This window comes from Staphylococcus sp. HMSC13A10 (assembly GCF_001808005.1).
Taxonomy (GTDB): domain Bacteria; phylum Bacillota; class Bacilli; order Staphylococcales; family Staphylococcaceae; genus Staphylococcus; species Staphylococcus pasteuri.
The window spans coordinates 1-23468 of the sequence record NZ_KV791839.1 but is presented as its reverse complement, the minus strand read 5'-3'; the positions used below and the strand labels follow the sequence as shown (position 1 = coordinate 23468).

At 32.7% G+C, this 23468-nt stretch carries 20 protein-coding genes; 6 read left to right on the top strand and 14 right to left on the bottom strand.

Going from position 1 to position 23468, the window contains the following annotated elements; all coding sequences use genetic code 11:
- Positions 1-75: 75 nt before the first annotated feature.
- Positions 76-1671, bottom strand: a complete 1596-nt coding sequence (locus HMPREF3125_RS02180; protein WP_070451641.1) for an ABC transporter ATP-binding protein — start codon at positions 1669-1671, stop codon at positions 76-78.
- A 101-nt stretch (positions 1672-1772) separates the two neighbouring features.
- On the opposite strand from HMPREF3125_RS02180, the gene HMPREF3125_RS02175 reads away from it, so the two are divergent.
- From HMPREF3125_RS02175 to ggt, 4 genes are read left to right on the top strand one after another with little or no spacing between them, the layout of a single operon-like run.
- Entirely contained in the window at positions 1773-3104 is a 1332-nt protein-coding gene (locus HMPREF3125_RS02175; protein WP_096807711.1) for an ABC transporter permease, read from the top strand.
- 4 nt (positions 3105-3108) lie between these two features.
- Positions 3109-4275: an ABC transporter permease gene (locus HMPREF3125_RS02170; RefSeq protein ID WP_070451637.1), complete on the top strand. Its 1167-nt coding sequence runs from the start codon at positions 3109-3111 to the stop codon at positions 4273-4275.
- A 16-nt stretch (positions 4276-4291) separates the two neighbouring features.
- Positions 4292-6070 carry an ABC transporter substrate-binding protein gene (locus HMPREF3125_RS02165; RefSeq protein ID WP_070451635.1) on the top strand — a complete coding sequence of 593 codons (1779 nt, stop codon included), beginning with the start codon at positions 4292-4294 and terminating at the stop codon, positions 6068-6070.
- A gap of 42 nt (positions 6071-6112) precedes the next feature.
- Entirely contained in the window at positions 6113-8125 is a 2013-nt protein-coding gene (ggt, locus tag HMPREF3125_RS02160; protein ID WP_070451633.1) for a gamma-glutamyltransferase, read from the top strand.
- A gap of 258 nt (positions 8126-8383) precedes the next feature.
- Here the strand turns inward: ggt and HMPREF3125_RS02155 are convergent, their stop codons facing one another.
- From HMPREF3125_RS02155 to HMPREF3125_RS02095, 13 genes are all read right to left on the bottom strand, one after another.
- Complete coding sequence (locus tag HMPREF3125_RS02155; RefSeq protein ID WP_070451631.1) at positions 8384-9220, bottom strand: tandem-type lipoprotein; 837 nt, start codon at positions 9218-9220, stop codon at positions 8384-8386.
- A 213-nt stretch (positions 9221-9433) separates the two neighbouring features.
- Positions 9434-10234, bottom strand: coding sequence for a CPBP family intramembrane glutamic endopeptidase (locus HMPREF3125_RS02150; RefSeq protein ID WP_017637770.1), 801 nt, complete (start codon positions 10232-10234; stop codon positions 9434-9436).
- 236 nt (positions 10235-10470) lie between these two features.
- Positions 10471-11109 carry an HD domain-containing protein gene (locus HMPREF3125_RS02145; protein WP_029056712.1) on the bottom strand — a complete coding sequence of 213 codons (639 nt, stop codon included), beginning with the start codon at positions 11107-11109 and terminating at the stop codon, positions 10471-10473.
- 207 nt (positions 11110-11316) lie between these two features.
- Positions 11317-12498, bottom strand: coding sequence for a staphylopine family metallophore export MFS transporter CntE (locus tag HMPREF3125_RS02140; protein WP_070451629.1), 1182 nt, complete (start codon positions 12496-12498; stop codon positions 11317-11319).
- A gap of 11 nt (positions 12499-12509) precedes the next feature.
- Positions 12510-13259, bottom strand: a complete 750-nt coding sequence (locus tag HMPREF3125_RS02135) for an ABC transporter ATP-binding protein (RefSeq protein ID WP_029056710.1) — start codon at positions 13257-13259, stop codon at positions 12510-12512.
- A complete protein-coding gene (locus HMPREF3125_RS02130; protein WP_070451627.1) occupies positions 13252-14067 on the bottom strand; it encodes a staphylopine uptake ABC transporter ATP-binding protein CntD in 816 nt (271 codons plus the stop codon). The genes HMPREF3125_RS02135 and HMPREF3125_RS02130 overlap by 8 nt, the downstream gene beginning before the upstream one ends.
- Positions 14064-14933, bottom strand: coding sequence for a staphylopine uptake ABC transporter permease subunit CntC (gene opp1C / locus HMPREF3125_RS02125; RefSeq protein ID WP_070451625.1), 870 nt, complete (start codon positions 14931-14933; stop codon positions 14064-14066). The genes HMPREF3125_RS02130 and opp1C overlap by 4 nt, the downstream gene beginning before the upstream one ends.
- Entirely contained in the window at positions 14930-15865 is a 936-nt protein-coding gene (gene opp1B / locus HMPREF3125_RS02120) for a nickel/cobalt ABC transporter permease (RefSeq protein WP_070451623.1), read from the bottom strand. The genes opp1C and opp1B overlap by 4 nt, the downstream gene beginning before the upstream one ends.
- Before the next feature lie 12 nt (positions 15866-15877).
- Positions 15878-17476 carry a staphylopine-dependent metal ABC transporter substrate-binding lipoprotein gene (gene nikA / locus HMPREF3125_RS02115; protein WP_070451620.1) on the bottom strand — a complete coding sequence of 533 codons (1599 nt, stop codon included), beginning with the start codon at positions 17474-17476 and terminating at the stop codon, positions 15878-15880.
- A 69-nt stretch (positions 17477-17545) separates the two neighbouring features.
- Positions 17546-18835, bottom strand: coding sequence for a staphylopine biosynthesis dehydrogenase (cntM, locus tag HMPREF3125_RS02110; protein WP_070451619.1), 1290 nt, complete (start codon positions 18833-18835; stop codon positions 17546-17548).
- Positions 18828-19643 (bottom strand): staphylopine biosynthesis enzyme CntL, encoded by an 816-nt coding sequence (gene cntL, locus HMPREF3125_RS02105; RefSeq protein WP_070451655.1) that lies wholly within the window; start codon positions 19641-19643, stop codon positions 18828-18830. Before cntL ends, cntM begins: the two co-directional genes overlap by 8 nt.
- Positions 19643-20482 carry a histidine racemase CntK gene (gene cntK, locus HMPREF3125_RS02100; RefSeq protein ID WP_070451617.1) on the bottom strand — a complete coding sequence of 280 codons (840 nt, stop codon included), beginning with the start codon at positions 20480-20482 and terminating at the stop codon, positions 19643-19645. The genes cntL and cntK overlap by 1 nt, the downstream gene beginning before the upstream one ends.
- Before the next feature lie 410 nt (positions 20483-20892).
- Entirely contained in the window at positions 20893-21453 is a 561-nt protein-coding gene (locus tag HMPREF3125_RS02095) for a TetR/AcrR family transcriptional regulator (protein WP_083279963.1), read from the bottom strand.
- A 141-nt stretch (positions 21454-21594) separates the two neighbouring features.
- On the opposite strand from HMPREF3125_RS02095, the gene HMPREF3125_RS02090 reads away from it, so the two are divergent.
- Entirely contained in the window at positions 21595-22320 is a 726-nt protein-coding gene (locus tag HMPREF3125_RS02090) for an ABC transporter ATP-binding protein (RefSeq protein WP_070451612.1), read from the top strand.
- Positions 22320-23405: an ABC transporter permease gene (locus HMPREF3125_RS02085; RefSeq protein WP_070451610.1), complete on the top strand. Its 1086-nt coding sequence runs from the start codon at positions 22320-22322 to the stop codon at positions 23403-23405. Before HMPREF3125_RS02090 ends, HMPREF3125_RS02085 begins: the two co-directional genes overlap by 1 nt.
- Positions 23406-23468: the final 63 nt, after the last annotated feature.

Genomic DNA, 23468 nt, shown 5'->3' with positions numbered 1-23468 from the left:
AATGATTGTTATAAGTAAAGCACGACCCGGTCAGAATTAGCTGAACCGAGTCGTGCCTTTAATTTTTATGTTAACTTATCGATGAGGTATCACTGGAACGTGTGATATTAAATTTCTAGTATATGTCTCTTGTGGTCTTTCAATAATACTTTCAACATCATTTACTTCTACAATTGTTCCATATTGCATAACTGCAACACGATCACACATGTCTTTAATTACACCCATATCATGTGTAATAAATATATATGTCATTCCTAAATCATCTTGAAGTTGTTTCAGTAATTGAATGATATCCTTTTGTATTGAAACATCTAATGCAGACACCGCTTCATCGCAGATTAATAATTTAGGTTTAATGGCAATGGCACGTGCAATACTAACACGCTGACGTTGACCACCCGATAATTCATGTGGATATCGATATAAGAAACTTTCATCTAACCCTACACGTGTTAATAAACGTTTCACTTCTTTAACTAATGCTTCATGTGTTGTGACAAATCGATATAATTTTAAAGGACGACCGATAATATCTATAACTTTAAATTTAGGGTTAATAGAGGAATAAGGATCTTGAAAAATCATTTGTATATCCTTACGCAAAGACTTCATTTCTTTAGCAGAAAATAAATTTAACGGTAAATCTTGAAACCAAATCATTCCTTCAGAAACGTTGTTTAAACCAACTAATGCTTTAGCTAAACTAGACTTCCCTGAGCCAGACTCACCTACAATTCCTAATGATTCCCCTTCTTTAATTTCAAGATTAATATTTTTTACTGCTCTAAATTCATTGCCATTACTCTTAGTATAATCGATACTTACATTTTCGATTTTCAATAATGTTTGATCACTTATAGTTCTAGGTTGTTTAGGTGCGTGCAAATCCGGAATGGCATTAATAAGACGTCGCGTATAGTCAGATTTTGGATTTTTGAAAATAGTTTTGACATCACCACTCTCAACAACTCTGCCCTCTTTCATAACAATCATTTCATCGCAAAATTGATATACAATACCTAAATCATGCGTAATAAATAAAATAGACGTTTCGATATGTTTATATAATCGCTTCATTAATTCTAAAAGTTGATTTTGTGTGCTAACATCAAGTGCTGTTGTTGGTTCATCTGCAATTAAGATTTGTGGCTCTAATACTAATGCCATTGCAATCATGACACGTTGGCGCATCCCACCAGAAAATTCATATGGATAAGCATGTAATTTATCTTGAGCATTTCTAATGCCTACACTTTCTAAAATATCAATTGTCATTGCTTTCGCGCGTTTTCTATCAATATTACGATGCTTTAAAATCACTTCCATAATTTGACTACCTATTGTCATTCTGGGATTGAGTGAGGATAAAGGATCTTGAAATATCATGGCAATATCTTTTCCTCGTATACCTTGAAATGCTTTATTAGAAAGATTTAATAAATTTTTCCCATTAAATTTAATTTCCCCGGTTAAAGTGTGCTGAGGATAATCAGGTAATAATCCCATAATCGATTTAGCTGTAATACTCTTTCCAGAGCCTGATTCACCCACAATAGCTAACACTTTCTTTTTATCTAATTTAAAACTTACGTCTTGAACTGCTTTAACGGAATGTTGTTCATATTCGAATGATACTCCAAGGTGTTTAACTTCTAAAAAAGATGACATAATCATTCCTCCCTATTCACAAATTACAATTTTTATTCTATAATACTTTTATTATATATCATAGTAATTTAATCAAGATTATTTTTCAAGGAGTGATACCCATGTCAAATTATCGAAAAGTCTTTTTAGTTCTTTATAATAAAGGACTTTATAAAATGATTTTTTCAATTCTTAGTCTTCCGATATTTTTGTATGCTAGTTTAGTTTATTTGTTAAAACACCATCAAAAAACAACATTAGTGCAAATCCAAGACGAATATAAATTAGAACAAGCACTAAAGAAAAAATATCAATTTCTAAATCGGCGTAAATCTCGATCGCAACTCCAGAAAGAAGCTAGAAATATTTATCACAGTCATCATCGCCGTGATAATCAATATACTACAACTGATTTTCCCACTTTATATACAAACATCTTATTCGGAAAATTTCCCATTATAAAAATAATTTTAGCTTTACCATTGTTTGTTGTGTTGTCTTTTTATCTCAATCCAATCGTACGTTATATTTTCGAACGCATAATTATGACGCTAGTTGTCATTATTGGTGTAGTCATTGTTGTTTTTACAATACTATATTTATCACCTTTAGATGCGGCATATAGTATTTTAGGACCTAATGCGACAAAAGAACAATTTGCAAAATTTAATCAACTACACCATTTAAACGATCCATATCTTATTCAGTTATGGGAAACGATGGAAGGTGTATTTACATTTGATTTAGGTACTACCTTTAAAGGTAATGAAGTTGTTTCTGATGCTGTAGGATCTAGAATACCTATTACATTAACAATATCTGTGTTGGCATTAATTGTAGCGCTAGTCATTGCTATACCTATTGGGATTATTAGTGCATTTAAACGCAATAGTTGGATTGATATTACATTGATGATTATCGCTTTAATTGGATTATCTATTCCTAACTTTTGGCAAGGGTTACTGTTTATTTTAGCCTTTTCACTTAAGTTAGATATTTTACCACCATCGTATATTCCTAATGATCCTTTATCACTAATATTACCTGTACTAGTCATTGGTACTGCAATTGCTGCATCTATTACGAGAATGACACGTTCATCTGTATTAGAAGTGATGCGCAATGATTATGTGATGACTGCATATGCTAAAGGTATTTCTAAATCTCAAGTTGTCATAAAGCATATTTTAAAAAATGCACTCATCCCTATTGTGACACTTATTGGAATATTATTTGTAGAATTGTTAGGCGGATCAGCAGTAACTGAACAAGTATTCAATATTAATGGAATAGGCCGATACATTGTTCAAAAGCAATTTGTACCTGATATACCAGCAGTTATGGGTGGTGTTATTTACATTTCAATTGTCATTTCACTCATCAACTTAGTTATAGATATTTTCTATGTCATGATTGACCCTCAACTTCGTGAAGAAATTAAGGAAAGGGTGTAATTATATGCCACAAATTTCAATAACAAAACTCAGTTCACTACAACTGTTTACCATTTCTGCAGTATCTGTATTTGTATTAACTTTTGTCACTACTTTGCTCAATTTATTCAAAGGTAATGTTTCAAATACATTTTACATTGCACAGTTGATATTAATTATTTTGACACTCGTAGTGGCTACTATTGGATTTTCAGAAAGTAAAATACAATCTCATAAAGTATATCGTTGGCTTACCTATGTCGTTCTCATATTAACGACAATTACCGGTAATCTATTCACATTGTTAATGTTCGTGAGTCTATTCCGTTACGAACATACATCAAAATACAATATATACAATAGTTGGGAAGCGTTTATAAGCAAGATTAAACAACATAAAGTCGCTTTAGTGAGTTTTGCTTTATTAACTTATCTTCTAACATTGTCAATTACTGGTATTTACACATTTAATACTTCTTTAGCAACCCAAAACCAATTCAATGAATTATTAAAAGGTCCAAGCTTAGCTCACCCTTTTGGAACTGATGATTTTGGTCGTGATTTATTTACTAGACTCGTGGTGGGTACTAAATTAACTTATTTTATTTCAATCACATCAGTAGTAATTTCAGTTCTGTTCGGTGTCCTTTTTGGTATGATTGCAGGCTACTTTACTAAAGTGGACAATACGGTGATGCGCATACTTGATATTATTTTTGCGATACCAACATTATTATTAGCAGTTGCGATTATCGCATCGTTTGGCGCTAGTACATTAACATTAATCATTGCTTTAAGTATTGGTAATATACCTTCCTTTGCTCGAACTATGAGAGCAAATGTACTCGAAATCAAACGACAGGAATATATACAAGCAGCTCAAATTACCGGAGAAAGTCATCGTCGTATTTTATGGAGTTACATCTTACCTAATACTCTCGCACCTATGATTGTCAGATTTTCATTAAATATAGGTGTCGTTGTACTAACTACAAGTGGCTTGAGTTTCTTGGGATTAGGTGTAGCACCAAATGTTCCTGAATGGGGAAACATACTCAGAACTGGAAGCAACTTTTTAGAAACGCACAGCAATTTAGCCATATTTCCTGGGTTATGCATTATATTACTTGTCCTCGCATTTAATTTTATCGGGGATGCTGTCCGTGATGCACTAGATCCGAAGATTCAATAAGATAGGATGATTTTATATGAAAAGAATTTTATTAACATTAACAGTAAGTTTAACTTTGATACTAAGTGGTTGTGGTGTACCTGGCAAGGATGATACGAAAGATAAAAACAAACAAGTCAACGTTAAAGGTACTAAACCGACGATTCGCTTTTTAGGTCAAGCGAGTTATCAAAATGATATGAACATTGTTAAACAACAATTAGAGCGAGCTGGTTTTAACGTAAAGATGAATGTTCAACCTGATTACGGTAGTTATCGTACACAACGTCAAGCTGGTAATTATGATATTCAAATCGATGACTGGACAACAGTATTTGGCGATCCTAACTATGCAATGAATGCAATATTTAGCTCTACAGGCTCAAATAGTTTGATTAAAGACCCTAAAATCGATGCATTAATCAATAAAGCATCTAAAGAAAATACTTCTGAAGCTAAAAATACATATAAAAAGTTAGAAGATAAAGTGATATTCGACGAAGGATTCATGGCACCTTTATATGGTTCGAAGAAAAATCTCGTTTATGACAATAAAATTTTAAATAAAAATAGTGTTGGTTTACCTAATTCTCGCGCGCTTATTTGGCAACAATTTGATTATAATGATAAAAAATTACGTAATACACGACCTTTAGTGATGACACAACCTGATGGTGAATTCCAATCTCTAGACCCTATTCGTTCTATTGCGCCTAATGTCTACAATATCAATATGAACATGTATACACGTTTATTAACACTTAATGATAATGACAAAATCACAACTGATGGATCACTTAGTCGTAGCTATACATCTAACAAAGATAACAATGCATTTTATTTCTTATTAAGAGACGATAACTATTTTGTAAAAGTAAAAAATGGCAAAGCAGAAAATACACATGAAAAAGTATTAGCAGACGATGTCCTATTCAGTCTCAACCGTGCTAGAGATAAAAATGCTGTTCCTAACCATGTGACTTATAATATGCATAAACATATTAAAGATATTACTGAGTTAACAAATGATGATAAGAAAGAACTTAAGAAGACTAAAACAGCATCTGGCAAATCGGTATGGGATACATTAACTAAAGGTTATAAAGTTAAAGATATAACAAATCAAGATAGTGAAGTTAATAATGCTGAAGGTAAATATCAAATTATTAAAATTACAACTGATCAACCAATGCCTAAAGAAGTTAACTATTTAACACACTCATCAGCTGGTATTTTATCAAAACATTACGTTGAAAAGCTGAAAGAAGAAGGCAAAGATTTTGGAGCACCTAATACTGTACCTAAATCTGATGACGGTCAAAATGAACTCGTTACTAGTGGTGCGTACATTATGACTAAAAAAGACAATTATCAAGCTACTTTCCAACGTAATCCAGGTTTTAATATCGATGAAAAAAACAGCTACGGTCTAGCTAAAATTAAGAATATTATTTTGAAATTCAATGGTGACCCAGCAAGTGCACTGTCCGAATTAAGAAACCATGCAATCGATATACTTGCTGACATAGATCAAAAACATTTTGAATTAATAAAATCTGATAAAGATTTAAGTATGATTAGTAAACATGGACGTAAATCGGTATTCTTAATTTTAAATAGTAAGAGTGGTGTATTTAAAGACAATCCACATTTAAGACGAGCTGTGGTTAATGCTATAGACCAAGATCAATTCATTAAGTTTTACCGTGGAGATAAATTCAAAATAAGTTCACCTGTTACACCATTACTTGATACAGGTAATGAGCAAAAACAAGATTTAGATAAAGTTGAATCTGAGATTAATCAAAGAAAATAACTCATATCAAAGATTTCTATTTTAGAAAGAAGGCACTATTCGATGTCGGACACGCATTTCAAATATCAATTAACTTCACAAGAAGGCTTGGTTTCAGTGTCACATCCACTCGCAGCTAAAGTGGGAAAAGATATACTTGATAAAGGTGGAACTGCCATAGATGCAGTAATCGCCATTCAACTAGTACTTAATGTTGTGGAACCTTTTACCTCTGGATTAGGTGGCGGTGGTTACTTATTATATTATGACAATACGTCAGGCGATTTAACTATATTCGATGCACGTGAAACTGCCCCTAGCAATGTAGACAAGCACTTTTATTTAGATGAAAAAGGACACTATAAAAGTTTTTTAGAATTAACGACACATGGCTCTATCGTGGGGGTTCCAGGAATTGCAAAGCTCTTTGAATATTTACACAAACATTATTGCAAATTGAATTTAGCTGACTTGATTAACCCGGCGATTGAATTAGCCGAACACGGTCATCGTGCTAATTGGGCGATTGAAAAATATTCACAACAACAACTTAAAAGAATTAACAAGTACGCTGAAACACGTCGTGCATTTACTAAAGAAGATGATGATTATATCCATGACGGGGATTGGATTAAATCTCCAGAAATAGCTCGTACATTACGCTTACTAAGAGATAAAGGGTTTGGCGCATTTTATACTGGCAATATCGCGAAACAATTGGTAAATGTTGTAAACAAATATGGTGGGACAATTAATGAAGAAGATTTAAAGCATTATAATATTCGTATCAAACAACCTATAACTGCCCAATATCGAGGTTATCAAATACATTCTATGGGACCTTCTAGTTCAGGCGGTATTACTTTGATACAAATTTTGAAAATACTAGAATCATTTGATTTAAAAAGTATGGGAGCACGATCCACCGATTACTTACATCATCTTGTTCAAGCAATGCAGATTGCCTACAGTGACCGTGCCAAATATATTGCTGATGAGGACTTTTATGATGTACCAGTCAGCGAGCTTATTGATGAGGGTTATTTAAAGCAACGTAGCGAAATCATTAATCAACATATTGCTAATTTTAATATTGAACATGGTGAGTTAAGTAATAGTTCTCGTGTAGAAAGTCATACTCATATAGATGAAAACCATACCGAAACGACACATTTTTCTGTAACAGACCGATTTGGTAACGTAGCCTCTTTCACTACATCTATAGGAATGATTTATGGTTCTGGTATTACAGTTCCAGGTTACGGTGTTTTACTTAATACCACAATGGACGGCTTTGATGTCATCTCAGGTGGTATTAATGAAATCGAACCACATAAACGTCCGTTGAGTAATATGGCCCCAACAATCATTACTGAAAATGGGAAACCTATCATGGAAGTTGGCGCACCAGGTGCAATTAGTATCATCGCTAGTGTTGTACAAACCATTATTAACGTTTTAGACTTCGGGATGTCTATCCAGGAAGCAATTGATGAGCCAAGAATATACACAAGTAACCCTTCTCGTATAGAATGGGAACCACAATTTGATCAAACACTTATTTTGAAACTTATTGCCAAGGGACACGCTTTTGAACATCGACCAGACCCTTATATTGGTGATGTACATGGTTTACAATTTTTGGAAAATGGTGTTATCGGTGGCGCTGATAATACAAGAGAAGGGACAGTTGCAGGTGGCCCTATCTATGATGTCAGAGAGAAAGAGAATGATTTAAATATCGATGATTTTACGCAGTATCATATTGAATACAATCACGTGAGACTACCTTTATTTAAGAACCAGATTATTAAGGAACATGGTGATTTTTGGTTAAGAAATGATGTTGTCGAATTGCTATTTGATATTAATGGAAAAGACTATGAAGTCGAGTATTTTATTGAAAAACAAGGTCAGGATAGTCGTTTTATCAATATTGAACAACTTGCTCATCAATTAAATTATCAATTTCATAAAACTGAAAATGGTATTTCTATTTATAAAGATACACAACAACGCATTACCGAAACACAAGCCAAATACTATCGATACGATAGAGACAGTATCACAAGATAACAAACAAGCTGAGCAACCGAATTGGGCGCTCAGCTTGATTTTTGTTTTTTTATTTATATATCATTTTGAGATATTATGTAATAACTATTGCCTCATATTGATTATAAGACAATTGTGTTTCCATCGTAACCATAAACATCATAAGCAAACATATTTTGTTCTGCATCTAATAAATATTTCTTTTGTCTACATATTCAATTAGTTTATACCCGACATACTATAAAAAATAGTTACTTTTATTAATTTCACCATATTATTTTATTCAATACTCACTTCATTATCCTCTTCGTCTTCTGATGGTGTAAATTCGATGATATCTGTATAAGTTATGGTTTCTTTGTCATTATCTACAAAATTATATTCTATATGTTGGTCACCTATTTTACGAGCACCTATGTTTCCTGATTCATCAAATAAAACTTTTGGCGCTTTATTCGTATTAATATCAAAACGGTTTTTAATCTCTTTTACATTTTTATCTTTATTATCAAGTTGATATTCTGCGGTATAAGACGGTCTATCACCATAACTATAAGTTATGGTTCCATTTTTATAATCTTTAATATCACTATAATCAGCAAATTCTACTAAAAATTTAAAATTATTTATCTTCTGTTCTAATGATTTACTAATCCCCTTTTCTTTTGCTTCTTTAGTTAATTTAAGCTTTTTGTTTTTATATTCAACGGGATAATGTTTTTCCTCTTTATCATGTTCATAAGTCTCACTGTTATAATTATCTTTATCTACAAAGTAATAACCACTAGCATCATGAGTCTGTCTATTAAATTTCATCTCAACACCTTCAGTTACAGTGTCCCCTTCTTCACCTTTACGTTTCGTTGTAAAGGATTTGAGTTCCCATACACCTTTGTCGTCGGCTTCTAATCCCCTGCCACCTTTTTCTTCAGCTCTTATCCCTTGTTTATCAAATAAAACATCAAGATTTTTCATAGGAAGTGGCTTAAATATATGTGAAAGACTACCTTTAATTGCGTTTTCTTTAGTAATTTTAAATCCATAATAACCACTTATAATGATGATTATTGCAATGATTGGTAGTAATATAACACTCAACAATTTTTTAGAAATCAACTATAAGTCACTTCTTTCTGTATTTTAATGAGTCAATCCACCTTGTTCTTTGTGATTTACATTTTCAATTTTTAATAAAATCTTTTCATGTAAGTACTAGACCTGTTTTAGCGAAACATTAATATTTTCTTATAATATTTTTTCTCGTCGACTGCTTTTTCGAAAGGAATATGTTATCTACTGTAACCTCCATTTATCTCAACTATCACTTTATTATTTAAACAATATATAAAAATAATTGATGAGTATCATAACACCAATAAGGCCATTATGAATCATATGTACTGTCATACTGTCTTTAATGTTACCTCTTCTTGAGTAAGCAAGATAAAAAATCATACCCATTATCATATACATTAAAAATGCAATAATATTATTAATGCCATGTTGTGAGGCGAAGACAATCGATGAAAGTATGAAAGGCAACCAGAATACTGATTTTCTAAATAGTGTTTCTTTAAAAATGCCTCTATAAATCAATTCCTCTAGATATGGAACTAAAAAAGTAAGTGTAATCACAAATATAATTACGGGAAATACTTGTCCAAGTTGACTAGCGTCTTGTGCTTGAGCATTGACGTCACCAAAAAGCAATTTATCATTATCTGTTTGCATTGAACCAGTGGTTAATTTTAGTAAGTATGTGAATCCATATACAACTAGTCTTAATATAATTGCCCAACCTATGGCTATACCTAAGTCTTTAAGACTAAAACCTTTTGTTTTTTCATATGTATGATTTAAGTAGTATCGTCTTATTAACCAAATCACTATAGCAATAACAAAAAGATATATAATAGTACCTATTGTTATACTTAAAACCTCAGCTTTAACAGAAAGACTTACAAGAGTTATTATTGCAATAACTGGTAATTGTGCTAATATCATCCAACCTATAAATATTAAAATATTTAGCGCAAGATTTCCTTTAGGTTTGATATCATTACTTTGTTCTTGATTAAATTGATTTCTATTTACATCTACATTATCGTTATCAAATCTATTTTCTTCCATATCAAAACCACCTTATATATCTTAATATTTAAAACTAATTAATTATATAATTAATATAACATTACTCCAAAATAAAAAATAGTTTATTAGTATTCTTTATTTTTATAATTAACATTAAAAATTGATTAGAATGATTTTTCAAAACAAAATAAAAAGTCCTCGCACACTATGTACGAGAACTCCTTAATTTAAATTCCTATTTAATTTTCATATTCCGTCGAACTTAAGTTCCAAATCTAATGATCCCAATTTGAACGTAAAATGCATGAACAGAAGTTATTTTGAGGATATTCTGGTTCAAAATATTTAATAACGTCAGATTTGATATTACCAAATGTTGTTTCTGGTTTATGTTTGAAACCATCATAAAATGCTCGAATCACATCATGTTTAAAATTGCCACGTGGAAATTTATCTACAACTGCTTTTCGAATTTCATCAGAATATTGATTCCAATTATCTCCCATAACATCCATACCAACACCATGATATAGCAATGCTACGTTATTCTCTTTATGCTCTGCTACTCCAAGTGTCGTATGCAATGCAATAGAATCCCATGCTAATTGTAAATCTCTTTCATCATAGTTATACGTTTCTAAAAATTGTCTCACCGCATTAGCGCCGTCTACTTCAAAACGCAAATCATCGCTACTATATTGATTAGTTAGACCTAAATCATGGAATAAAGCAGTAATATATAGTAACTCTTTATCGTATTTGAGTTTATCTTGAATACCTTTAACTTCTCCAAATAAATATACTCTATTTGAATGATTCCAAATTAATTCATTACCATGTTCGTGAACAATACCTTGTGCATCTTGAACAATCTTACTATCTGGAACAGTGACTTCATTAATATCTCTAATCATGGTTATACGACCCTTCTTATTGTGATATTACATCTATTCCACTCATAAAGGCTTGGTAATCTTTATACATAATATAAAATCACAAATATAGAGATACCTAAGTACTACTTCAGAACATATTTTCACATCAAAAAGTAGACAAGCAATTAGTTTACAAAGACAACCGCTTAATATTTCAACTAAATGACTATGACTAATAACATCTTTCTATTTAACATATCGTGCTCCTTTAAACATACTCATCACAATCATACACACAACAAGCAATCCGCAAATGGTGTACATCCAGCTAAATCCTACTAAATCTGACAAGGGGCCCATCAGACTTCCACCTAATGACACACCTAAATCTGCACATGCAATAAATAAACCCAATAGCATATTACGACCAACTTTCGGTAACACAAAACTTAGATATGATGTTAGCGTTGGATAAACAAGTGCTTGTGTCGTACCAATCAATATGGCACTACTATAAAATATGAGTGCGTGTATGTTAGGTCCAATAGCAACTAACATCGCTGCAACGGCAAGCAACATCAGCACACTCACCATATACAACGGGTGCCATAACCCATCAGATGGAATGTATTTACGTAAATAAATTCTAGCTAATACCACCGCTATCGCTTGAATCGTTAAGAATATACCGGCGTCTGCAAATCCGAATTTCACAGTATATAATGGAACAAATGTACTCACTGCGCCAAAGACTATCGACACGATAATCATAATCAACCCACTCGTTAAGAGTTCCTTATTTTTAAAGAATTGGGCAAACACAGTCACACCATTAAAGGGTAAGGGTTCAACTTTGTGACTAGTATCAGGTTCCTTACCTGCAAATGAGACACGATAACCAAAGAATGTTGTCGTTAACGCTATAGCAATCATGACTACGGCAAATACTGACATTCGATCCAGATGCCAAATACCTATAGCAATGAGTGGTCCTACTAAATTAGGTATCGTTGAAAATAGAGAGTATAAAGAGACACCTTCTGAGCGATGTTCTTCAGGTAAAGCATCTATAATACCTAGTTGTAGCGACATCGAAAAGAATGCCGTACATACACCCTGCATCACTCTTGCTAAAAAATATCCCTCTAATCCAGTAAATCCATATAATATCAGTGCACAAGCATTAATAATCAAAATAATATGTAGTACTTTAATTGGACCAACACGTGCAATAATTTGTCCTGCCCATGGACGAAAGACCATTGCAGTCAACATGTAGGCACCCATAACGATACCTATCATTGTATTGGTTGCACCTAAATCATGACCTCGTAATGGAATGAACACATTCAAAATGGCATTCGCACTAAAGAACATGAGAGTTAGTATATATAATCTTAGAAATGGCCAAGCCATTGCACCTTTCATTAACTCACTCCTTAGAATGATAATTGTTTCTCTATTAACGCTCTTGTATAAGCATTACGTGTTGTATTTAAATGGCATGTGGGAAGGCTTTCCACAATTTGACCATTTTTAAAAATAACTAATTGATCACATAAATACGTTGCCGCTTGAATATCATGCGTAATAAATATATAGCTTAAGTTCCGTTCTTCTTTTAACCGTTTCAATAAATCTAGAATTTGAGTTTGTATCGACATGTCTAGCGCGCTTATGGCTTCATCAAATAAAATATATGTTGGGTTAATACATATTGCTCTTGCAATAGCAACACGTTGTGCCTCTCCGCCCGATAGCATATTGGGATATTTTTCTAGAAAATTACTGGATAATCCTACCTCATCTAATAATTGAGTTGCCGTTGTTTCCATTTCTTTCAAGCTTTGTTTATCGCACTGGCACATGACTTCGAATAAAATATCTCTTACAGTTTGAAAAGGATGTAATGACGATGTATAGTCTTGAAATACTGCACTAATTTGATGACGTCTTACCTTTTTTATATACATCGGTTGCTCATTTAATGTCACGTTACCTTTGTCTGGTCTTTCAATGCCTAATATCATACGACTTAGTGTAGACTTACCACTGCCACTCTCACCGATAATAGCGATAGATTGACCTACAGGACAATCGAAGCTTACATCTTTAACGATAGGTTCTGTTTTAGAGCTAAATCGCGTTCGTTTGTCATAATGCTTTTCAACATTTGATATTTTAAGCATGACAATCTCCTCTCATTACACGTTGAAAATAATCATTCACCTTTTGCTTTGTGGATAATAAATATTTCGTGTACTCATGTTGAGGATCATGCAAGACCGCTTCTTTAGTTCCTTCTTCAACCAATTGTCCCTCTTTCATAACGAGTACATGATCTGCAACTTTATGAATAACTGTTAAATCATGCGAAATAAATATCATGGCACAATCAAAATGTTGTTTAATATCTTCAAATGCTTCCAACACGTCAAATTGATTAATCGTATCCAATGCAGTTGTTGGTTCGTCTGCAATAATGAGTTTTGGTTTTAATGCTAAGGCTAAGGCAATCATTAACCGTTGCAGCATGCCACCTGACAACATATATGGATAAGATGCCAAAATGGTTTTAGGATCTTTTAAATTCATATACGTCATATATTTAATAAGCGTTTCTTCAATTTCTTGTGTTGATAATGATGTATGTGCTTGCATTGTTTCCATCATTTGTTTGCCGACTCTTGATGACGGATCAAAAGCTCTTGCACCTTGCTGCATGACCATCGCAATATCTTTACCTCTATATTGTCGTAATTGTTGCTCTGACAAATTCAATAGTTGTTGACCTTCAAAACAAATGTCTCCAGTAACTTTAAGACGATTAGGATTAAGTCCAATTAATGATTTACAAGTAATGGATTTACCACTACCACTTTCACCTATTAAACCTAGTGTTTCACCATGTTCAACTTGAAAGTTAATATCATCAACAAGTACATTACCTGTCCAAGAATCTATAATTGTTAAATTATTTACTTTTAACAACGTCATTCATGCATCACGCCTTTCTTAACTGCACGTAATTTTTCTTTTGAAGAAATGCGTGGATCTATTGCCACTTGCAACGCATCTGATAGAAAATTGAATGCCATAACAATAATGACAATAACAATACCAGTAGTCACCATTAATTCAGGATGAGTAAACATCACTTTACGTGCTTCATTTAACATCATGCCCCACTCCGCTGTTGGTGCTTTTACTCCTAAACCTAAAAATGAAAATCCTGACATTTGTAATATCATAGAACACATGGCACTACTAGAAATAACGGCAATATCGCCTAATGTTAATGGAAGAATATGTTTACGAATAATCAATAAATGACTCATACCAATCGTTTTAGCAAATTTTACATGATCGGCTGCGGTATATTGCATGACACTAGTACGTATTACACGGCAGAACCATGCCCAACGTGTAAGTATAAATGCCAGAATAATATTTTCCACACCCATTCCGAATAATGTAATTAACGCTAAAGTGACAACGTAACTTGGGAATGCCAACATGACATCACAACATCGCATAATCAATGCATCAATATAACCCCGGAAATATCCAGATATAAATCCGAGTATGGCTCCAATTGCGACCGATACAAATAATGCAATCAATACATATAATAAGCTTGGTCGAATAGCATAAATAACCCTCGTCAATATATCTCTTCCTAAATGGTCTGTGCCTAACCAATGTGATGTGCTAATACCAGCAAATTTATTCGCTGTATCGATATGATTGGGTTCATGGACTGTAATGAACGGTGCTGTTAACCCGAGTATGATATAAGTCGCTATAACAATTAATGCAATTACTGCACCTTTATCTTGTAATAATCGTTTTAAAATCATCATCTTGTCGCCTCCCTCAGCCTAGGATTCAACAAGGCATTAATAATATCTGCCAGTGTGTTAAAGACAATAAATAAAACTGCAACAATTAACACGTAAGCTTGTATAACTGGAAAATCATGTTCGACAATTGCTTTAATACTCAATTGTCCTAATCCTGGCCATGCAAAAACATTTTCAACAACGACTAAGCCACCCATAATCATAGGTATCGACATACAAAAAATAGATACAGCGACTTGTAATGCATTGCGTAATACGTGTTTTAATAAGGTTATAGTATATACACCACTCGCTTTTAAATACATCACATACTCTTCATTAAGTTGTTCAATCATCGCTCGTCGTACATTTCTAAAGTAAATACCAGTATACGTCATTGTAATAACTACAACAGGTAAAATATAACTTTCTGGTCCAGTTAATCCTGATGTTGGTAATAAATTTAACTTAACTGATACAAAAATAATGAGCATTGATGCTACCCAATATGATGGTAAAGCTGTTAAAAAGAATGCTATCAATCGTATTACTCGATCTGTACTACGACCTCTAGTTAGTGCACTCACCACACCTAAAAAGATAGATGTCACCATAACTGATAGACTAGAAATTAATGTTAATTTTAATGTATTCATAAATGCAGGACCTATACGTTCTGAAACCGGGTCTCCTGTAATATAGCTTGTCCCAAATTTAAATTGTATTGCTTGTTGTAACCATTCTTTATATTGAATAAGAATAGGTGCATCAAGACCATACTTCTTTTTCGTCTCAGTAATTAATTGCTCTGTAACATTCGGTGTTCCTTGTGCATGTAGAATCGTTACAGCAGGATCTTCATTGGATAGGTACGTCATCATAAATGTCATAAAACTCACTACAATCAATAACGGAAACATGAGTGCAATACGTTTTATTATTAATTTGAACATTTAGATGCTCCTTTATTTATATTGCATTTCATTAAATGGTAATTCATATTGTGATTGCGTGAAGGATACATTTTTTAAGTCTTTAGGTGCTACTACGGTCATACTGCCATGAGAAATTGGAATAAAGACACCCTCATCATCGACTTGTTTTAAAATGTGTTGATAAGCTTTTGAACGTTCTTTCGCATTTTTAATTTTGAATGCATTGTCGATATTGTTATATAACTGTTGTTTGTCTTTAATACCTGATGTAGCAGTTTCATAACCTGTTTTTGATTTGAATGCAGCAATAGTACTTTGTGGATCATAAAGTAATCCCCATGTCTGATTGAACATTAAATCATAGTCACCAGATGTACGACGTTCAGCAATTTTATCTGATGTTTCACCATTTATATTTAATTTGACGCCTAACTTTTTAAATTCTGCTTCTAAAAATTCTGCCTGTTCTTTCTGACTTGTTGAGTCTTTGTCATAGTACATTGACATAGCTAAGTCTTTACCGTCTTTTTGACGTACGTGTTTATCTTTATTTAACTTCCAGCCTGCTTTATCTAATAATGCTTCAGCCTTTTTCTTATCAAATTGACGCGTAGGCATATTAAAATTAATATCTGTCACGTTCTTTGCAAAAAGTTGTGTAGCTGGTTTTTCTTCTCCATCAAGAATATCTTTTGCGATTTTATCGCGGTCAACCATGTGTCCAATGGCTTGTCTAACCGATTTGTTACTTACCGCACTATCTTTCTTACCAGCGTTAGCAACAATCATTTTGGTATTCATCGGTTGGCTACGTTTGACTTGGTAATTTCCAGTTTCTTTGAGTTGTTTTAAACTATCATTATCTAAACTATCTGTACCTCGATCATCAGTAAATACAAAGTTAGTCTCACCTTTTTTCATAGATAAGAATGCTGTTTCTCCTGCTGGTTTAACCTTTGCTTCTACCTTATTTAATTTAGAAGATTCTCCCCAATAGTGTTGGTTTTTATTAAAGGTAGCAGATTCATCTTTCTTATGTTCGCCCATTTTGAACGGACCTGTACCATCAAACGATTTCACGCCATCTTTAGTCGTTCCATGTTTAAAGTCTTTAGGTGATACAAACACATATGGACGAGGCATTGCTAATTCTGCTAATGCAGGTTGATATGCTTCTTTCAAATGAATTTGTACCGTGTATGTATCTTTCACTTTGACATCATCAATTAATGTCGAAATCTTTAACCATGAATGTAACTTTTTGTTTTGTTGTATGGCATCAATATTTTTCTTCACAGCGTCTGCATTAAATTTTGAACCATCATGGAATTTGACGTCCTTTCTTAGATGAAACGTATATGTCTTCCCGTCTTTCGAGATGTCCCATTTCTTAGCTAATAATGGCTTGATACCATCTTTAGTGTTACGTACTAATGGTTCATATATCATACTTTCCGCCGACATTGATCCTCCATAAACATGAGGATTCATATCACCAATGTCCTTTACAGTTGTATAGGATAGTGTCTTTTGATCCTTTTTATCTTGTAATGCCTTATCACCACCGCATCCTGCTAATACAATTCCTGATGCTAATAAAATTGCGCTTATTTTAGTTTTTGTTTTCATTAATTTTTCCTCTTTCTATATTGAAAAGTGTGTTGTCTCTTCTTAAAACCTCAAATCTTTAAAAAATCCCTATTGCATTGCTAAATAAGTTGTAATGAGTGAAATATCCTGTTGGAAATGGTTAAGCTCAAATTGAGAAGATAGTGATTGATGTGGATGTTGGCTTTGGTAATGTCGACAATACGTTTTATATCTCTCCAACAATTCATCTATCATAGGTGTAGGCACTTCTAAAGCTTTACCAATAGACTGAATAACCGTTGTACGATAATAATCTTCACTAGGCATTCTTGGTATATGTACGACACCCTTTTCGTTTTGATATAACTGTTTGAACGGAACCGCTGAAAAGTCGAAATAGCGACCCTCTTGATCTGGTTGTGAAAATGGATCAATTAATATAGCTGAATATCTCACATAGAGTAGATATTCTTGTTTTACGCTAGGTAAAGATTCAAATTGACTGATATCTGCCTCGTTTAACGTTTCTGGTCTCACTGGATAATTTTCTTTAACCATAAATTTCAAAAGATTGACTGAGGGCACACTTAATTTCTGTAAAATTGCCATCATCTCTTGCCACATCTGACGCATTTCACTAATTAGCGTCATTGTAATTGGTCCTTCTGGAAATAATTTATATACATAAACAGGTACATCTGTACCTTCGAAAATAGCTTTTAATGAAAAATCATTCATAAACAATGGCGGATGTACATATAATGAACTATTACGTATTTCCGCATGTAACGGTGTATTCATCACTGAAAGCTTTATGTTTAATCTCTTAAATAATAGCTGTAATTGATTCATTAATTTTGATGATTGTTTATTCGAACCTACAAATAACTTCGATTTCACTCCTGTTGTAAGTACACGATGAGGTTGGGACGAGTCTATGATTCTTGTATCTCCTAGGTATGTTGAAAATGAAATGATCTCAACATCCTCATTCTTGTCTTTCATTAATTGTTCTATCATCATATGCGAACCGAACGTCGGCGACACTAATATAATATCTTTGATCTTTTGCAATGTATTGGAATCTAATTGACGCAGCATAGAACAATACGCATCAGCAGTACATGCCAAAATAATTGTGTCGTATATTTGATTCACATGTTGAATGTCTTTATAAAAACGACGAATTCGGAATTCCCCTGCAAATTGACTATGAGCTTCATTTTGCGTTGTAACTTTGAACATACCGTCGTGTTGATAACCGTTATAGACTGCTAACGATTTCTCGGATGTAGTAGCACGACCAACCATATCTATATCTTTAATTGATAATTGATGACAAATTTGTGCTAGTTGTACGCCAACAGGACCACTACCAATAATTAATACGTTAGACATACGGTTTATCCTCTTTCAACAAAGGCTTTTGATATAATGCGATATCAAAAATTTGATTCTCTTGTACTAATCGATAAACACATTGCCAATGATGCGTTAATGTTGGTTGTGAGGGATAATTAAATATCGATTTCAGATCATCGCCATAACGCATAGCTACAACCACGTTATCGTTCGTTAATTCAAATAGTTGGTCTAAGATGTCATATTTAACAGGTATGGTTGAACTAAAAATAATATGTGTCACTTCATTGATATCTGGTATTTGATCTACAGTTTTGTTTGATATTTCAATATTTTCGTTAGGTGCTAATACATTAACGACACGTTGACCTAAGTACATAGCTTCACTATCAACATCGATACCAATAACAGAAGCACCAGTTTCTTTAGCAACTTGTATTAATGTCATTGGATACGCGCCTGATCCAACAAGTAACAATTTATCATCCTTACATATACGCCATTGTCCAAACTCTTCATCAATGCAATGTTCAATGTTGTCAAAGTATCCTGAGGTAGACGTCTTACCGTCTAACAATCGTCTTGCTCTTATCATTTCAACTTGTTTTACACACTGTGCTGTAATGTCTTGTAGTTGTTGCGTGAGTTGATGTTTTCTCTCTTCATCTTGCCAAGCTACAAATTGTTCTTGCTGTGTTGAATCCAATATGAATTGACTATAGCTATCAACCAATGTTTCTAACTTATTAATGTCATTTGGATTCTGAATCACATCTTGATACACCTTTTCAAATTGATTTAAGTATTGTTGTAAAAGATGATCTATCTCTATCTTTGAATTCATCAATTTACTATCGTCTCCTGTTCTATATAAGCTTTTCCTGATGCAACAGTAGATACGCTACCTTTAATTGAAGTACGATATCCATGAGTCGGGCAGTACTTAGATGTTACTGAAATACTGCCACCTGGTTGATATACAATGTAATCAGCACACGGATTTTCACTTTGATAATTATTAAATACACCTATAGTAGCCGCCCCAGAGCCACAGCTATTCTCCCAAATTAAACTTTCCACTTCTGGTATATAAATTAAAGGATGGAGAAATTGGTTTTGAACATGAAACAACATGATGCCAATGGTTTTGTATTGATTGTCCCACTGCTGATTTTTAACATATTGCTCTATTTGGTGTTTAATGGACGGCGAAATCTCTTCTATTGGAATGACATAATGTACATATGAGTCATATGTCACCTTTATCGCTTGCCATACCTGTTGCCCAATATGTAAATATTCCTGTGATACTTGCTGTGCTTGGGGCATGCCAACTTCATATAATTGATAATCATGTATCGTGCAAGGTACTAACTTTTCACATCCAGATACATCGACATAACATTGTTTTGATGTCAGTAGTTTGTGTTCCTTTAAATATTGAATGTAAGACATTGTTGCATTGCCACAAAATTCATTTCCACTCATGACCAAACGAAATGTCTCACCGCTGTCTTGCTTCATAGATTCTATAAAACCTACTTGTTCACAACATACATGTGTAGATGCCATTAGTTGATTGGCAATCCTTGCATAGTCACTTGGACAATGTTGTGAATGTACAAGAATAGTCATATTTCCAGACGGATTATACTTAGAAAATTCAACAACTTGTCGTTGCATATAATACTCCTTTATGTTGTAAATTCTTTTTACATTTATTGATATAAGCCAGTTCTGACCTATATATCCAAAAATGCAAAACAGTTGCACGAAACAAATCGTAATTATTACGATTTAAAGAAGATAATATATGACTAAGATATTATTGTCAATATAACTGATAATAATTTTCATTAAAATTACATACATTTATTAAATTTGTGCCTTTAAATATGGGATTGATACTGATATATTAAACCCATCAAAAATGTCTATTCTATATACAAAAAATCACCTTACTATGTGTCTTAGTAAGGTGATCTTATGCGCGTTTTAATAATTTATTTTATTATTATAGATATGTGTAACATAATAAAAATAGTGCCATTCTAAAAATAATTTCCTTGATACTGATGTATTTTAAATTCTTATTAGGCAAATACTGTGTTAAAAATTTTATCAATAATTAAGGTTAATTCTTTAGGTGATTCTTGTCTGCCACGCTTTACCCAATCTTGTAAAACACCAAAGACTGCATTGCTCATAAAAATAATTAAAAAATATTTTTCTTTAGTCGTTAATGTTTGAGTATTGAAGATAGGTATTAACTGTACTTCAATATTTTGCTGTAAATTCTGCTTCATTACTTGATGAATAGTATAAGCACCATTATCTTTTAACAATAATAGGAATAATTCCCCTTCATTAAGCCAAAAGTTCAAAGCATATTCAAAAAATTGAAGACGATGTGTAAAGTGAATGTTCGCTAAGCGTTTCTTTCCTTTCTTCATCATTGCTTGCTGATATTTAAATAAAAAATCATCTTTATCTTTATAATGTTGATAGAAAGTCCCTCTACTAATACCACTTTTAAGACAAATGTCTTTTACAGTAATTTCATTATATGATTTATTTTCTAATAACTTAATTATGCCTTTTTCTATTCTCATTAACGTTTTATATACACGTTTATCAACCACTTGTTCATCCATTTTCTTCATCTCACTAACTTTATTGAACATCTATTTATGATTTGTCTAATACTTTTCAATTAATATACTTTTATATGTAAATCTGATTTATATTGAATATACAGTAATTAGATACAGTGTCAAATAAGGAGGTAAATGAATATGACAAAGCCAATCGCAGCATTAACTGATGCAGTAAAAATATACGATAAACATAAAGTATTAGATCATATTAGCCTTGAAATTCATGAAGGAGAACTATTAGGACTAATTGGTCCAAGTGGTTCAGGTAAGACAACAACAATTAAATGCTTATTAGGTATGGAAAAATTAAATTCTGGTTCAACACAAGTTTTTAATAAAAAAATGCCCCATCGACGTGTATTGAGTCATATTGGTTATATGGGACAAACTGATGCACTATATGAATCATTATCAGCTAAAGAGAATTTAACCTTTTTTGGTCATTTAGCAGAATTAAAAGGTGAACAATTAAAACAGAGTATTGGTAAAAATTTACAATTAGTCAATTTAGAAAATTCACTAACTAAGACTGTTAATACATTCTCCGGTGGTATGAAACGTCGATTATCACTGGCAATTACACTATTAGCTAATTCAAGCCTTATCATACTAGATGAACCGACTGTCGGTATTGATCCTAAGCTGCGACAACAGGTCTGGTCTCAATTAAAAAATTTAACTCATGAAGGTAAAAGTGTCATTGTCACTACACATGTAATGGACGAAGCTGAACGTTGTGACAAAATAGGTCTCATAGTTGAAGGACGACTATTTGCTATAGGAACACCTAATGAATTAAAACAAAAATTCAAAGTCAAAACAATTGAAGAAGTCTTTATAAAAGCAGAGGAGGTTAAACACTAATGAAACTGATGGCTATCATTCAACGTGTCATTATAGAATTACTAAGAGATAAGCGCACATTGGCACTTATGTTCTTAGCACCTTTATTAGTTCTCACACTCATGTATTTTGTATTTAATTCTGATGAAGATACCGATTTGAAAATTGGTGTTGCCGATTCTGTATCAAGCCATGTTACTGATAATATTAAAAATGATGATATTTCTTTTAAACACTTTGATTCAGACAAAAATATTAAATCTAAAATAGAAAACAACGATTTAGATGCCTATATTTATCAAGATAAACATACTTTGCATGTCACATATACAAACGAAGATCCAAGTAAATCAGGTTCAATTAAACAATTATTACATCAGTCAATTCAGAAAAATAAAATGTCTGACGTTAAAAAGATAATCAATTCTATGCCTCAAGCTGCAAAAGGAAAACAATCAGAAGATACTAAAATAGACAATAGCTATTTATATGGAGACAAAGATAGTAACTATTTTGATAAAATGTTCCCAATTTTAATGGGATTCTTTGTATTTTTCTTCGTCTTTCTTATTTCAGGAATTGCACTACTGCGTGAACGTACGACAGGTACTTTAGAACGTGTGTTATCAACTCCTATCAGACGTAGTGAAATTGTCTTTGGTTATCTATTCGGCTACGGTATTTTCGCTATTATACAAACGCTTATCATTGTCCTGTTTTCAATCTATTTATTAAGTATCAACTTAGCAGGTAGTCTGGGGTATGTCTTGCTCATTAATATTTTACTAGCTATTACAGCGTTAGTAATGGGAATATTTATCTCTACATTTGCTAATTCAGAATTTCAAATGGTTCAATTCATACCTATCGTTGCCATCCCACAAGTGTTCTTTTCTGGTATCTTTCCACTAGAAAACATGACACCTTGGTTAAGTAATATTGGCTACTTGTTCCCACTTCGATATGCTGGTGACGCTTTAACAAATATTATGATTAAAGGGCAAGGTTGGTATCATATTTGGTTTGATGTAATGATACTTTGTTTATTTATCATTATTTTCATTCTACTCAATATCATTGGACTCAAACGCTATCGAAAAGTTTAATCATTTAATCTTCATAATAAAGAAGTACTTGATTTTGTACTGAACCCCAAAAGTTGGACTCTG

Coding starts and splice junctions, on each gene's coding strand:
- HMPREF3125_RS02180 (WP_070451641.1), bottom strand. CDS start 1,671: ATGTCATCTTTTTTAGAAGTTAAACACCTTGGAGTATCATTCGAATAT.
- HMPREF3125_RS02175 (WP_096807711.1), top strand. CDS start 1,773: ATGTCAAATTATCGAAAAGTCTTTTTAGTTCTTTATAATAAAGGACTT.
- HMPREF3125_RS02170 (WP_070451637.1), top strand. CDS start 3,109: ATGCCACAAATTTCAATAACAAAACTCAGTTCACTACAACTGTTTACC.
- HMPREF3125_RS02165 (WP_070451635.1), top strand. CDS start 4,292: ATGAAAAGAATTTTATTAACATTAACAGTAAGTTTAACTTTGATACTA.
- ggt (WP_070451633.1), top strand. CDS start 6,113: ATGTCGGACACGCATTTCAAATATCAATTAACTTCACAAGAAGGCTTG.
- HMPREF3125_RS02150 (WP_017637770.1), bottom strand. CDS start 10,234: ATGGAAGAAAATAGATTTGATAACGATAATGTAGATGTAAATAGAAAT.
- HMPREF3125_RS02145 (WP_029056712.1), bottom strand. CDS start 11,109: ATGATTAGAGATATTAATGAAGTCACTGTTCCAGATAGTAAGATTGTT.
- HMPREF3125_RS02140 (WP_070451629.1), bottom strand. CDS start 12,498: ATGAAAGGTGCAATGGCTTGGCCATTTCTAAGATTATATATACTAACT.
- HMPREF3125_RS02135 (WP_029056710.1), bottom strand. CDS start 13,259: ATGCTTAAAATATCAAATGTTGAAAAGCATTATGACAAACGAACGCGA.
- HMPREF3125_RS02130 (WP_070451627.1), bottom strand. CDS start 14,067: ATGACGTTGTTAAAAGTAAATAATTTAACAATTATAGATTCTTGGACA.
- opp1C (WP_070451625.1), bottom strand. CDS start 14,933: ATGATGATTTTAAAACGATTATTACAAGATAAAGGTGCAGTAATTGCA.
- opp1B (WP_070451623.1), bottom strand. CDS start 15,865: ATGTTCAAATTAATAATAAAACGTATTGCACTCATGTTTCCGTTATTG.
- nikA (WP_070451620.1), bottom strand. CDS start 17,476: ATGAAAACAAAAACTAAAATAAGCGCAATTTTATTAGCATCAGGAATT.
- cntM (WP_070451619.1), bottom strand. CDS start 18,835: ATGTCTAACGTATTAATTATTGGTAGTGGTCCTGTTGGCGTACAACTA.
- cntL (WP_070451655.1), bottom strand. CDS start 19,643: ATGAATTCAAAGATAGAGATAGATCATCTTTTACAACAATACTTAAAT.
- cntK (WP_070451617.1), bottom strand. CDS start 20,482: ATGCAACGACAAGTTGTTGAATTTTCTAAGTATAATCCGTCTGGAAAT.
- HMPREF3125_RS02095 (WP_083279963.1), bottom strand. CDS start 21,453: ATGGATGAACAAGTGGTTGATAAACGTGTATATAAAACGTTAATGAGA.
- HMPREF3125_RS02090 (WP_070451612.1), top strand. CDS start 21,595: ATGACAAAGCCAATCGCAGCATTAACTGATGCAGTAAAAATATACGAT.
- HMPREF3125_RS02085 (WP_070451610.1), top strand. CDS start 22,320: ATGAAACTGATGGCTATCATTCAACGTGTCATTATAGAATTACTAAGA.